Origin of the sequence: Serinicoccus sp. CUA-874 (assembly GCF_001942225.1) — a bacterium.
GTDB lineage: Bacteria > Actinomycetota > Actinomycetes > Actinomycetales > Dermatophilaceae > Ornithinicoccus > Ornithinicoccus marinus.
Genome location: NZ_MKJZ01000002.1, coordinates 28,094 through 40,775, shown reverse-complemented (window position 1 = coordinate 40,775; position 12,682 = coordinate 28,094). Strand labels below are relative to the sequence as shown.

Annotated in this window: 10 protein-coding genes and 2 pseudogenes; 8 read left to right on the top strand and 4 right to left on the bottom strand. The window is 73.1% G+C overall.

The features are described from left to right. Positions 1–6: 6 nt before the first annotated feature. Positions 7–834, top strand: coding sequence for a glutamate racemase (gene murI / locus BJF80_RS00765; protein WP_022924334.1), 828 nt, complete (start codon positions 7–9; stop codon positions 832–834). Here the strand turns inward: murI and BJF80_RS00760 are convergent. Together BJF80_RS00760 and BJF80_RS21380 are read right to left on the bottom strand one after the other, a co-directional pair. Then, positions 828–1,205, bottom strand: coding sequence for a type II toxin-antitoxin system VapC family toxin (locus BJF80_RS00760; RefSeq protein ID WP_075810839.1), 378 nt, complete (start codon positions 1,203–1,205; stop codon positions 828–830). The genes murI and BJF80_RS00760 overlap by 7 nt on opposite strands. Further along, complete coding sequence (locus BJF80_RS21380; protein ID WP_075810838.1) at positions 1,156–1,452, bottom strand: ribbon-helix-helix protein, CopG family; 297 nt, start codon at positions 1,450–1,452, stop codon at positions 1,156–1,158. The genes BJF80_RS00760 and BJF80_RS21380 overlap by 50 nt, the downstream gene beginning before the upstream one ends. A 129-nt stretch (positions 1,453–1,581) precedes the next feature. On the opposite strand from BJF80_RS21380, the gene BJF80_RS00750 reads away from it, so the two are divergent. The 6 genes and pseudogenes from BJF80_RS00750 to BJF80_RS00725 all read left to right on the top strand — a co-directional run bounded on the left by BJF80_RS00750 (position 1,582) and on the right by BJF80_RS00725 (position 8,822). Further along, entirely contained in the window at positions 1,582–3,153 is a 1,572-nt protein-coding gene (locus tag BJF80_RS00750) for an inorganic phosphate transporter (protein ID WP_143553923.1), read from the top strand. 132 nt (positions 3,154–3,285) lie between these two features. Next, entirely contained in the window at positions 3,286–4,698 is a 1,413-nt protein-coding gene (locus BJF80_RS00745; protein ID WP_075810837.1) for a hemolysin family protein, read from the top strand. After that, the gene (locus tag BJF80_RS00740; protein WP_075810836.1) at positions 4,695–5,711 is read left to right on the top strand and encodes a CNNM domain-containing protein; all 1,017 of its coding nucleotides are present in this window, start codon (positions 4,695–4,697) and stop codon (positions 5,709–5,711) included. Before BJF80_RS00745 ends, BJF80_RS00740 begins: the two co-directional genes overlap by 4 nt. A gap of 104 nt (positions 5,712–5,815) precedes the next feature. Beyond that, on the top strand, positions 5,816–6,574 hold the full coding sequence (locus tag BJF80_RS00735) for an MBL fold metallo-hydrolase (RefSeq protein WP_075810835.1): 759 nt from the start codon (positions 5,816–5,818) through the stop codon (positions 6,572–6,574). 154 nt (positions 6,575–6,728) lie between these two features. Beyond that, positions 6,729–7,148: a hypothetical protein gene (locus tag BJF80_RS00730; RefSeq protein ID WP_075810834.1), complete on the top strand. Its 420-nt coding sequence runs from the start codon at positions 6,729–6,731 to the stop codon at positions 7,146–7,148. A 52-nt stretch (positions 7,149–7,200) separates the two neighbouring features. Then, positions 7,201–8,822: pseudogene (locus tag BJF80_RS00725) on the top strand (molybdopterin-dependent oxidoreductase). Between the two features lie 39 nt (positions 8,823–8,861). On the opposite strand, the gene BJF80_RS00720 reads toward BJF80_RS00725, so the two are convergent. Next, complete coding sequence (locus tag BJF80_RS00720; protein ID WP_075810833.1) at positions 8,862–10,172, bottom strand: MFS transporter; 1,311 nt, start codon at positions 10,170–10,172, stop codon at positions 8,862–8,864. A 90-nt stretch (positions 10,173–10,262) separates the two neighbouring features. Then, complete coding sequence (locus tag BJF80_RS00715; RefSeq protein ID WP_237767362.1) at positions 10,263–11,861, bottom strand: aminotransferase-like domain-containing protein; 1,599 nt, start codon at positions 11,859–11,861, stop codon at positions 10,263–10,265. A 106-nt stretch (positions 11,862–11,967) separates the two neighbouring features. On the opposite strand from BJF80_RS00715, the pseudogene yczE reads away from it, so the two are divergent. Beyond that, positions 11,968–12,680: pseudogene (gene yczE, locus BJF80_RS17410) on the top strand (membrane protein YczE). Positions 12,681–12,682 lie beyond the last annotated feature (2 nt).

Here is a 12,682-nt window from a genome sequence, read left to right as displayed (position 1 = left end):
TCGATCATGACCGAGGCGCCCATCGGGGTCTTCGACTCCGGCTTCGGCGGGCTCACGGTCGCCCGCGAGGTGCTGGACCAGCTGCCGCACGAGTCGGTGCTCTACCTCGGCGACACCGCGCGCACCCCCTACGGGCCGCGCCCCATCGCGCAGGTCCGCGAGTTCTCCCTCGAGTGCCTGGACCGGCTCGTCGAGCACGGGGTGAAGGCGCTGGTCATCGCGTGCAACAGCGCGTCCGCTGCGGTGCTCGCCGACGCCCGGGAGCGGTATGCCGTCCCCGTCGTCGAGGTCATCCGACCCGCCGTGCGGCGCGCGATGGCGGTGACCCGCAACGGGCAGATCGGGGTGATCTCGACGGCTGCGACGCACCAGTCACGGGCCTACCTCGACTCCTTCGTCGCGGCCCCGCCCTCGGTGCACGTCGCGAGCCAGGCCTGCCCGCGCTTCGTCGAGCTGGTCGAGGCGGGGGTGACGAGCGGTCCGGAGGTGATCGAGGTGGCGCGCGACTACCTCGCGCCGCTGCAGGAGCGCGACGTCGACACCCTCATCCTGGGGTGCACGCACTACCCGCTGCTGACGCAGGCGCTGCAGTACGTCCTCGGCGAGCAGGTCCAGCTCGTCTCGTCCGCGGCGGCGACCGCGGCCGACCTCTTCCGGGTGCTCACCGACTCCGGGCTGCTCGCGGCGCAGGACAACGAGCCGGTGCACCAGTGGCTCACGACCGGGGACCCGGACGGCTTCCACTACCTCGCGCGCCGGTTCCTCGGGCCGGAGGTGGAGCAGGTGCACCGCGCCTTCGTGGGGCGGGCCGACGAGCGGCTCGCCGCTCAGTAGGGCGCCGCGAGGTCAGGGAACATGGGGAAGTGCTTGACGTTGCGCGTCAGCAGCGGGACCTCGAGGTGCACCGCCGTGGCGGCGATGACGAGATCGGCGGTGTCGATGCCGCGGTGGCTGGGCAGCCAGCGACGCCCGAGATCCCCAGCCAGCTCTGCGAGGCCGGCGTCGAGGGGGTGCCAGGTGAGGGTGGAGAGAAGGCTCTCGGTGGCCCGCCGCTCGCGAGGGCGCATCCCGCAGAGCACCTCGGCTCGCGTGATCTCGCTGGCATGAACCGGTCCGGCCCGGCGGCAGGACAGCAGCAGCGAGGTCGCGGCAGCGTCACCGCGCAGCGTGTCGATGAGCACGGAGGTGTCGACGAGCGCGGTCATGCCTTCTCGCGCAGCCGAGACCCGGAGCGCAGCGTCTCGACGTAGTCGCGCCGTCGACGTCGCGGCCGACCCATGCACCGCTGGCCGAGGCGATGGCCGCGAGGTCGTCGTCGGCGTCGCGGCCCGCACCGTAGGTCTGGTTCACCGCATCGCGGATCAGGCGGGACAGCGACAGGCCGGTGCGGGCGGCTGCGGCGTCGAGCAGGCGCCGGTCCTCTGCCGTGAGGGAGATCTGCGTCCGTTGCATGATGTAAGACTACATCATTCTGGCCGGTGGTCTCTGCCCGGTGGCTCGGCGTGACCCCACCGCCGCGCACCACGGTGGGTTAGTGTTCACCGGACGTTCGACCGCACGACAGGCGAGAGCAGGTGACTGGTGACCCAGGTGGACTTCCGGCCCGTGGAGAAGGCCACCAGGAGCACCGCCGGAGAGGTGGGGCGGATCGGCGTCGCCATCCTCTTCATCGTCGGCGTGATCGTCTTCACCGGCGCGGCCTTCGGTCACGTGGAGCAGGCATACCTGCTCATCGCGGCGGCGGTCATCGGTGGCTACATGGCGCTCAACATCGGTGCCAACGACGTCGCCAACAACGTCGGCCCCGCGGTCGGGTCGATGGCGATGACGATGGCGACCGCGATCGGGATCGCGGCCGTCTTCGAGGCGGCGGGGGCGATCATCGCCGGCGGCGACGTCGTCGACACGGTGAAGAACGGCATCATCGATCCGGACAGCATCGGCGACCCGCAGATCTTCGTCTGGGTGATGCTGGGCTCGCTGCTGGGGGCGGCGCTCTGGCTCAACATCGCGACCTTCATGGGGGCCCCGGTCTCGACCACCCACGCCATCGTCGGCGGGGTGCTCGGCGGCGGCGTGGCCTCCTCCGGCTGGGCGATCGTCAACTGGGACGTCATGGGCTCGATCGCCATGAGCTGGGTGATCTCGCCGCTCGTGGGGGGTCTCATCGCGGCCGGCACGCTCTATCTCCTCAAGCGCACCGTGCTCTTCCGCGACGAGCCCGTCGACGCCGCCACCCGGGTGGTGCCGCTGCTCATCGCAGTCATGGCCTGGGCGTTCACCACCTACCTGGCGCTCAAGGGCCTGTCCAACCTGGTCAGCATCTCCTTCCCGGTCGCGCTGCTCGGGGGGCTGGTGATCGCCGTCATCACGTATGCCGTCGTCCGCCCCATGGTCATCCGCGCCGCGCCCGGGCTCACGCAGGACACCGAGGGGGTCAACAGCCTCTTCACGATCCCGTTGATCTGCGCCGCGGCGCTGCTGAGCTTCGCGCACGGCGCCAACGACGTCGCCAACGCGGTCGGGCCGCTGGCCGGCATCGTCGAGGTGCTCGACGGGGGAGCGGCCGGGGGTGAGGCCGGCATACCGCTCTGGGTCCTCGTCATCGGTGCCGTCGGCATCTCGGTGGGTCTGGCCCTCTTCGGCCCCCGCCTCATCCGCACCGTCGGCTCCGAGATCACCGACCTGGACCGCTCCCGGGCCTTCTGCATCGCGCTGGCCGCCGCCGTCACGGTCATCGTCGCCAGCCAGCTCGGCCTGCCGGTGAGCTCGACCCACGTCGCGCTCGGCGGGATCTTCGGCGTCGGCTTCCTCCGGGAGTTCCTCGACGACCGGATGAACCGGGCGATCGAGAAGGTGCTCCGCGCCCACCGCGACGACACCGACTTCGCCAAGGTCGAGGGGATGCTCGAGGCCTTCCGCGAGGCGCGGCCCGAGGACAAGCGGCGGATGCTGGACACGCTGCAGGAGATGGGCCCGGAGGCCGTCATCACCGCCGCCCAGGGCAAGAAGCTGCGCAAGGCGCTCAAGCGCCAGCTGGTCCGCCGCTCGCACATCCTCAAGATCGCCTCCGCCTGGGTCATCACCGTCCCGGTGGCGGGGCTGCTCTCGGCGCTGTTCTTCTTCGCGCTGCGGGGGATGCTGCTCCCCTGACCGGGGCGGCTCGCTTCGCTGCGCTCACGTATCCTGGATCCTCGCCCCGACCCTCGCACCGAAGAACGGTTCCATGCCCCCTGGCTGTCCTGACGGCCCGTCCCTGCCCGCCCCGACCACGGCGGTGCTCTCGTGACGACCGCCATCCTGCTGCTGCTCGTCGGCATGCTCGCCATCGCCGTCATCATCGCGGCCAACGGCTACTTCGTGGCCCAGGAGTTCGCCTACATGTCGGTGGACCGGCTGCGGCTCGCGGCAGAGGCCGAGAGCGGGGACGAGGCCGCCGAGCGTGCGCTGCGGGTGACCCGCCGCACCTCCTTCATGCTCTCCGGCGCCCAGCTCGGCATCACGGTCACCGGCCTGCTCGTCGGGTATGTCGCCGAGCCCCTCGTCGGGCGCGGCCTGTCGGTCATCCTCGGGGGCACGGGCGTGCCGGAAGCGCTGAGCATCACCGTCGGCACGGTGGCGGCGCTGGCCATCGCGACCGTCGTCCAGATGATCTTCGGCGAGCTCTACCCCAAGAACCTCGCCATCGCCAACGCCGGCCCGCTCGCCCGCGCGCTCGCCCGGTCGACCCTCATCTACCTCGCCGTCTTCGGCTGGCTCATCAAGGTCTTCGACTGGTCGGCCAACGCGTTGCTGCGGCTGGTGGGGATAGAGCCCATCCACGACCTCGACACCACGGCGACCGCGGAGGACCTCGAGCGGATCGTCGCCGACTCTCGCGACAGCGGCGACCTGCCGGCCGAGCTGTCGGTGCTGCTCGACCGGATCCTGGACTTCCCCGACCAGGACGTCGAGCACGCCCAGATGCCGCGCTCGCGGGTCGACACCATCGCCCCCGCCACCCCGGTCGGTGAGCTGCGGGAGCTCATGGCGCGCGGGCATACCCGCTATCCGGTCATCGACGACGAGGGCCAGCCGGTGGGCGTGGTCAACCTCGTCGACGTGCTCCGGCACCCCGACGCCGAGCACGCCAGTCAGATCATGCGGGAGCCGCTCATCGTGCCCACGCTGATGGCGCTGCCGGACGCGGTCGCCGAGCTGAGCAGCTCGGGCCAGCAGCTGGCCTGCGTGGTGGACGAGTGGGGCGGCTTCGCCGGCGTCCTGACCATGGAGGACCTGGCCGAGGAGCTGCTCGGCGAGATCACCGACGAGCACGACGACGAGGTGCCGGAGGGGATCGTCGGCGAGGACGAGCACCTGTGGCGGATGGACGGCGACGTCCACGTCGACGAGCTGCAGCGCGCCCTCGGCCACGACCTGCCGGAGGGCGACTACGAGACCGTCTCGGGCCTGGTCATCGCCGAGCTCGGGGCGCTGCCGGAGGTCGGCCAGACCGTGGTCGTCGACCTCGCCGAGGACCCCGCCGAGATGGTGCTCGACGAGCGGGTCACCCGGTCGGTCGAGATCGAGGTGCGGGAGATCGACCGGCACGTGCCCAGCCTGCTGGGAGTGCGGCTGGTGGAGCGGGCGCTGTCGCAGGACCCGGAGTCGATGGACGACGACACCGAGGCCGCCGGGCGCGAGGAGGAGCAGCGATGAACGGACTGACCGTCACCCTCGTCACGGTGCTGCTCATCGTGCTGAGCGCGCTCTTCGTCATCGTCGAGTTCGCCCTCCTGGGTGCCCGCCGCAGCCGGCTGGAGAACGAGGCCGAGCACTCGGCCTCGGCCCGGGCCGCCCTGCGCGGCATGAACGAGCTCACCGTCATGCTCGCCGGCGCCCAGCTGGGCATCACGGCCTGCACCTTCGCCCTCGGCGCGGTCACCAAACCGGCGCTCGACTACTGGCTCGGCCCGATCCTCGCCGACCTCGGGCTGCCCGGCTGGCTGGCCGGGGGTATGTCCTTCGGCCTGTCCCTGCTCTTCGTCACCTTCCTGCACCTCGTGGTCGGCGAGATGGCGCCCAAGTCGTGGGCGATCGCGCACCCCGAGCGGGCGGCGCGGCTCATCGCGCTGCCGATGCGCGGCTTCATCACCGTCGTCCGGCCACTGCTGGTCTGGGTCAACGCCGTCGCCAACCGCCTGGTGTCCGCCAGCGGGGTCACCCCGGTGGACCGTGCCGCCGTCGGCGGGCAGGACGCGCAGACGATCCGCGTCCTCGTCGAGCAGTCGGCGGCCGAGGGGGCGCTGGAGAGCACCTACCAGGAGCAGATCTCCGAGGCCCTCGAGCTGCAGGACCTCACCCTGGCGCAGGTGGCGCCGGAGGAGCTCGATCTGGCGGCGGTGGGCTCCAGCGCCTCGATCGGCGAGGTGCAGGAGGCGTCGGCGCGCACCGGCCACAAGCGCATCCTCATGCTCGACGACGACACCACCGACCCCCGCGTGGTCCACGTGCGGGACACGCTGCTGCACTCCGGTGAGGAGCGCGCCGAGCCGCTGGCCCGAGCCGCGCTCGTGCTGCCGGCGCAGACGCCGGTCTACGAGGCGCTCACGACCATGCGCGGCTCGGGCGAGCAGCTCGTGGTGCTGCGCGGCGAGGGGCGGCTGGTCGGGCTGGTGAGCATCGCCGACATCATGCACCGGGTGCTGCCGCTAGAGCGGTCGGCCGGCTGAGGTCGCGGACGTCGCCGGAGGCGGGGTCGCGGCCAGCGCGGCCACGAACAGCGCCGACGCCCACGCGGTCCGGGTCTGTCTGATCGGTGCGGCAGCATGGGGACATGAAACTCACGGTGATCGGCTGCTCCGGCTCGCTGCCGGGGCCGCGCGGCGCCGCGAGCTGCTACCTCCTCAGCGCGCACGGCGGCGACCGGGAGTGGCGGGTGCTGCTCGACCTGGGCTCGGGGGCGCTCGGGCCGCTGCAACGGCATACCGATCCGCTCGCGCTCGACGCCGTGCTGCTCACGCACCTGCACCCGGACCACTGCCTCGACCTCACCGGCCTGCACGTGCTGCGCCGGCACGGTCCCACCCCGGCGAGGGACGCCTTGCCGGTGTGGGGTCCGCCGGGCGTGGCGGAGCGGATGGCCCGGGCGCACGGGGTGCGCGCCGCGGAGCCGCTGCGGGGCATCGCCTGGGGTGAGCTCACCGACCGGGTCGCGGTGCGCGTCGGACCCTTCACCATCACCCCGTATGCCGTGCGCCACCCTGTCGCGGCCTTCGGCTTCCGGGTCGAGGCGGGTGGGCGGGTGCTGGCCTACACCGGTGACACCGACAGCTGCGAGGCTCTGGTGCCGCTGCTGCAGGGCGCCGACCTCGCCCTGGTCGAGGCGGGCTTCGAGTCCGCGGAGGCGACGCGGGGCATACACCTCACGCCGGAGCGGGCCGGGCAGGCGGTCGCCGGGGCAGGAGGCGTGGGCCGGCTCGTCCTCACCCACCTGCCGCCCTGGGCCGACCGGAAGGAGGCGCGGCGGCAGGCGGGAGAAGCGTGGGCTGGCTCGACGACGTTGGCTGAGGAAGGAGGGATGTGGGAGTTCTGAGTGACCTCAAAAGCCCCAAGTGCCACACCAGTCACGGCAGATAGTGATGTTTCGGGGGGTTTCGGCTCTCAGGTTGGTGTCAGGTTTTTTCCCCTGCGGCGAGGTCCATGCCATCTGGCGGGCCGTGACCGGGCAGACTTCGACCCAAGGAGAGATGGATACCTGGCGGGACTGCGACTGGGTGGGGCTGGCCGAGAAGGCCGGGATCGCCCTCATCATCCTCATCGTCACGTGGATCGAGGCGCGTCTGGTGAAGGCGGGCTCCACCAAGCTGGTGGGCAGGGCCAAGTTCCTGCAGCGCCAGTCCTCCGACGGTCACGCTGGGGGCGGCGCTGGGGCAGATCGCCTCGCTGCTGGTCTGGCTGTTCGGCGCGCCGCGGGCGTCGTCCCCTCCACGGGGTCGGCGCCCGCGCCGCGTCCGGAGGTGGGGCCCGCGCCGCGTCCAGAGATCTTCCCCTGGGCCGACCAGGGCAAGGTTCCGCACCGCATACCCCTCTCGAGAGTGCTGCCTGCGGTGCAGAGCCTTGCCCAGGTGGCGTCCCGTCGCCCCGGGCCACGTCTGACGAAACGATGACGATCCACGGCTCCGGTGCGCGGACGGGCCTCGGGGCGCGCATCATGGAGGTATGTCCGTGCTGACCCGTCCCGAGCCGACCTCGACCCAGCGACCCCAGGGCCGCGGCCTGCTCGCGGCCCTCGCCGGGATCGCTGCCGGGGCCCTGACCCTGGGTCTGGCCGAGGTCCTGGCCGCGGTGTGGACCGGCTGGCTGGGCTCGGCCGGGACCTCCTCGCCCCTGCTGGCCGTCGGTGGCGCCTTCGTCGACCGCACACCGCCGTGGCTCAAGGACTGGGCCATCGAGACTTTCGGCACCGCGGACAAGCTGGCGCTGGGCGTCGGCATGGCGATCACCCTCACCGTCGTGTGCGCGCTCATCGGCGTCCTCGCGCTGCGTCGCCGGGGGCCAGGGATCGGCGCCTTCGCGGTGGTGGGCCTGGTGGGGCTGGCGGCCGTCTACAGCCGTCCGGCCACGGGTCTGCTCGACCTCGTGCCCACCGCCCTCGGCGTGGTGGTCGGCGGACGGGTGCTGCTGTGGCTGCTCGACCGGGTGGCCGGCGTGCGGGACGGCGGCCCGAGCTCGTCGCACCACCCGTCCGCGGCGCCAGCGAGCGGATCCACCCGGCGCAGCGTCCTGCTCCTCGGTGGTGGCCTCACCGGCCTCGGTGTGCTGGGCGTCGTCGCGGGTCAGGTGCTGTCCACGGGTGGCCGCGCGGTGCAGCGCACCGCCGAGGCGCTCGGTCTGCCCACGCCGACCCGGACGGTGAGCGTGCCCGGGGGCGCGACCAGCGACATCACCGGGCACACGCCATACCTCGTCGACAACGAGGACTTCTATCGCATCGACACCGCGCTGCGCGTGCCCCGCGTCGACGCGGCCGGGTGGACGCTGCGCGTCACCGGTCTGGTCGACCAGGAGGTCGAGATCACGTATGCCGACCTGCTCGCTGAGGAGCACGTCGAAGCACTCGTGACCCTCACCTGCGTGTCGAACCAGGTCGGCGGCGACCTCGTCGGCAACGCGCGGTGGCTCGGCTGGCCGGTGCGCGAGCTGCTCGCCCGTGCGGGGGTGCAGCCGGAGGCCGACATGGTGCTCTCGCGCAGCACCGACGGCTGGACCGCCGGCACCCCGATCGAGGCGCTGACCGACGACCGCGACGCGCTGCTCGCGGTGGCGATGAACGGCGAGCCGCTGCCGGCCGAGCACGGCTACCCGGTGCGGCTGGTGGTGCCGGGGCTCTACGGCTACGTCTCGGCGACCAAGTGGGTGACCGAGCTCAAGGTGACCCGCTTCGACGCGGACGAGGGGTACTGGACGCCGCGCGGTTGGTCGGCCCGGGGCCCGATCAAGACGGCCTCCCGGATCGACGTGCCGCGCTCGGGGGGTCGGCTCGAGCCGGACGCCGACGGCGCCGTCGTCCTCGCCGGGGTCGCCTGGGCCCAGCACCGCGGCATCGAGCGGGTCGAGGTGCAGGTCGACGACGGCGACTGGCAGGAGGCCACCCTGCTGGAGGAGCCGACCGTGGACGCTGGCGGCTGTGGACGTATGCCTGGCCCGAGGCGACCTCCGGCGACCACCAGGTGCGGGTGCGCGCGACCGACGCCGACGGACAGACGCAGACCGAGGAGAGCGCCGCCCCGGCGCCGAACGGCGCGAGCGGCTGGCACACGGTCGACTTCACCGTCGCCTGACCCCCGACCGGGCGCCGCGGATGGTTGCTCGCGGTATGCCTACTGCGCCGTGGGCGCCAGTTCCGTCCTGGGTGCCGGCGCAGGAGTCTGCGCCTGACTGCGCACGACACCTGCACCCGCCCAGGCCAGCCCTGCCGCGAGCGCCGTGGCCGCGACGGTGACAGCGAACGCGGGCAGATGTCCGCCGAGGTCCGCGAAGCGACCGGCGAGAGCCGCGCCGAGTGCATACCCGGCGCCGGTCGACGCGGCGAGGGCGGTCATGGCCGCGCCGAGCCGCCGGACCGGCGTGGTCCGCTCGGCCAGCGTGAACGTCGTGATCATGGAGGGCGCGATCGCGATGCCGAGACCCAGGAGTGCCAGCGACAGCGACCCCACGGAGTCGACCAGCAGCAGCGGCAGGGCCAGGACCACCAGCGCGAGGCTGAAGACGCGCAGCCGGGTCAGGTGCCCGACGCGCTCGGGGAGCGCGACGACCGCCAGCCCAGCCAGGACGCTGCCGACGCCGAGCAGCGCGTGCAGCAGACCGGTGAGCCCGGGGGCGCCGGCCTGGGTGGCGAGCACCGAGGTCCCCGTCTGGATCGAGCCGAAGACCATGCCGATGCTGAGCTGGATGCCGGCCAGCACGAGGAGGGCGGGGGTGACCAGGCGGCCTCGGCCCGCACCGCCGCTGGTGTCGCGACCGACGAGGGCGACCGTCGGGTGCAGCGCGAACCACGTGCCGAAGACACCGAGCAGAGCCGCCGCCACGACGAGCGAGGTCACCGGGGCGGCGGCCGCGACGATGAGGCCGACGAGCGCGGGGCCGAGCACGAAGGACGCCTCGTCGGCTGCTCCCTCGTAGGAGAAGGCGGCGTCCATGACACGGGCGTCGGCGGCGGTCCGGGGAGGTGCATGGTCTGCTGCCGCCGCGCTGGTCGGGCCGATTCGCAGGCCGGCCGCACTGATCGGCCGCCAGCGCACGCGGGCCATCGTGCCGACCTGCGGGACGAAGGCTCCGCCGAGGGCGGCCGCGAGAGGCAGCGGCCACCAGGGATCACCGGCCTCGGTCCGGAGGGTGAGGACGGCGAGAGCCAGGAGGCCGACGGCCCCGAGCACGCTCTGCACCAGCAGGACCGGGCGTTGACCCACCCGGTCGGTGAGGGCCCCGGCGACCGGGGAGCCGAGGGCGTTCGCGACCGCGAGGGCGCCCGCGGTCGCGCCGCCCGCGGCATACGATCCGGTCGCGCCGGATACGGCGAGCAGGGCGGCGATCTGCGACATGGCCAGGGGGAGCCGGCCGAGGAAGGCGATCACGACATACATCGGGCCGGTGAGCGCGAAGAGCTGACGGTAGGACTGGACGGGTGACACGGGTATGCCTCTCGCATCGGTCCGTCGTGGACGGACGCACGCGCCGTCCCAGCCACCCGGCGCGCAGAACCCTTGTCAAGCACGACCAGTCTATCTCGTGAGCCCGGTCTGGCACGAGACGACCACTGGCGGCGCTCGGTGGGGGCTGGGGCAACCACTGGCGGCGCTCGGTGGGGGCTGGGGCAACCACTGGTGGCGCTCGGTGGGGGGCTGGTCAGGCGATGATGCGGGGCTCGACCGGCTGAAGTCCGCGCCGGTCTTCCCGGCCAGCGCTGACCCGGCCTGCCAGCACGTCGGCCCAGGCTTGCGCGAGCCGCGGTGCGACCTGCTCGAGCTGGTCGTGGCCGAGCACGTAGGGCAGTCGGACCCAGCCGTCGAGCCCGCCGCCCGCGGCGAAGTTGGGGCCGGCGGCGAGCGCGACATCATAGGCCCGCGCCGCGGTCGCCAGCGCGGTCGATCCCGGGCGCGGCAGGGCGCACCACAGCGCCATGCCGCCGCTCGCACCCGCACCCGCCAGTCGGGCAGGTGCTCGCGCAGCCCGGCCAGCAGGACGTCGCGGCCCGCCCGGAGCCGGGCCTGCTGCTGCGGAAGGATCTCGGGCGCCGCCTGCAGCATCCGTGCGGCGACGAGCTGTTCCAGAACCGGCACCCCCAGGTCCAGCTTGAGCCGGCTCGCCGCCATGTCTGCGGCGCGGCCCCGAGGCACCCGCAGCCAGCCGACCCGTAGCCCGCCCCACAGCGACTTGCTCACGCTGCCGACGGTGATCGCGTCCGGGACGTGACGGCCCAGCGGCTCAGGGACGACCTGCCCGTCGAGCGGCAGGTCGACGATCGACTCGTCGATGATCGGCACGACGCCCGCGGCCCGCAGCATCCGGCCGATCTCGGCCCGCTGCCCAGCCGGCATGAGAGCGCCGGTGGGGTTGTGGAAGTCGGGGATGAGGTAGGCGACGCGCGCCCCGCTCTGACGCAGCGTCCGGCCCAGCCCTGCGACGTCCCAGTCGTCGTGGGCGTGCTCGATCGGGTGCGCCACGGTGCGCGCACCGGCGCCCTCCAGGGTGGCGATGGCGTTGGGGTAGGTAGGCGTCTCGACGAGCACGCGGCCCCGTGGCGCCAGCAGCGCCCGAGCCGCGATCGCCACTCCGGCCAGGGCCCCCGGCGCGACGATGACCTGGTCCGGTGTCGTCGCCAGGCCACGTGCCGTGAACCGCTCCGCGACGACCTCGCGCAGGACGGGGAGGCCGCCGGGGTAGTAGCCGGTGCCGGGCAGGTAGGCCCCGAGCTCCTCCAGCGCCTGCCCGTAGGCCTCCGAGGTGCCACCCGGCGCACCGGCCGCGGTGCAGGTCAGGTCGATCGCGCCGTCGCTGAGCGCCGAGGGCGTCAGCAGGTGGTCGATGCGCCCGCCCGGCACGTCCGGCACCTGGACCACGCTGCCCGATCCCCGGCGGGTGTGCAGGTAGCCCTGGGCGCGCAGCTCGGTGTAGGCACGGGTGACCGTGGTCCGGCTGAGGCCCAGTGGACCGGGCAGGTCCCGCTCGGAGGGGAGCCGGCTGCCCTCGGGCAGCCGGCCGTCGGCGATGAGGTGCCGCAGCGCCTCGGTGAGGCGGCCGTAGGCCGGCCCGGACGACTCGGCGGCCAGCGCCGGCGCCACGAGGTCGGCGACGGCGCGGGCGGTGAGGACGCGGGGCATACCCCCACTGTGTTCGACAGGTGGCCCTCTCGTCCATAGCCACTTCGTGTCCACCGGCTCGTAAGTGGCTATGGATCGCATAGCCAGTTGCGCCCACCCTGGAGGTATGAGCATCCTCACCCACGTGGAGAACTCCCGGGCCGTCACGAGCGCGCGGCGCCGCGCGGCCGACCCGCGCCGCCAGCTCGCCGCGCTCGGTCCGGTCGAGCAGCTGCGCGCCGGGCGGCTCGGTCGCCGCATCCCGCAGCTGCTCGTCGGGCTCGCCCTCTACGGCGCCTCGATCGCTCTCATGGTGCACGGCGTGCTCGGCAACATGCCGTGGGACGTGCTGCACCAGGCGTCGCCCGGCACGTGCCGCTCAGCCTCGGCGTCATCATCATCGTGGTGTCGGTGCTCGTGCTGCTCCTGTGGGTGCCGCTGCGCCAGTCGCCAGGGCTCGGCACCATCGCCAACGCCCTCCTCGTGGGCCTCGCGGCGGACGCGACACTGTGGCTCGTCGCGCCGGGCGAGGGCTGGGTCGAGCGCAGCGCGCTCATGACCGCGGGGGTGCTGCTCAACGGGGTCGCCAGCGCGATGTACATCGGCGCCCAGCTCGGCCCGGGCCCGCGCGACGGCCTGATGACGGGGCTGGCGCGCCGCACGGGGTGGTCGCTGCGGCTGGTGCGCACGGGCATCGAGGTGACGGTCATCGCGCTCGGCTGGCTGCTCGGCGGCGTGGTCGGCCTCGGCACGGTGGTGTATGCCGTGGCCATCGGCCCGCTGACCCAGGCGCTGCTGCCGTGGTTCACCGTCGACCTCGGGGACCGCGCCCGGCGGTGACG

Excerpts from the sequence above, each read along its gene's own strand:
- murI (WP_022924334.1), top strand. The coding sequence starts at position 7 with ATGACCGAGGCGCCCATCGGGGTCTTCGACTCCGGCTTCGGCGGGCTC.
- BJF80_RS00760 (WP_075810839.1), bottom strand. The coding sequence starts at position 1,205 with ATGACCGCGCTCGTCGACACCTCCGTGCTCATCGACACGCTGCGCGGT.
- BJF80_RS21380 (WP_075810838.1), bottom strand. The coding sequence starts at position 1,452 with ATGCAACGGACGCAGATCTCCCTCACGGCAGAGGACCGGCGCCTGCTC.
- BJF80_RS00740 (WP_075810836.1), top strand. The coding sequence starts at position 4,695 with ATGAACGGACTGACCGTCACCCTCGTCACGGTGCTGCTCATCGTGCTG.
- BJF80_RS00735 (WP_075810835.1), top strand. The coding sequence starts at position 5,816 with ATGAAACTCACGGTGATCGGCTGCTCCGGCTCGCTGCCGGGGCCGCGC.
- BJF80_RS00730 (WP_075810834.1), top strand. The coding sequence starts at position 6,729 with ATGGATACCTGGCGGGACTGCGACTGGGTGGGGCTGGCCGAGAAGGCC.
- BJF80_RS00715 (WP_237767362.1), bottom strand. The coding sequence starts at position 11,861 with ATGCCCCGCGTCCTCACCGCCCGCGCCGTCGCCGACCTCGTGGCGCCG.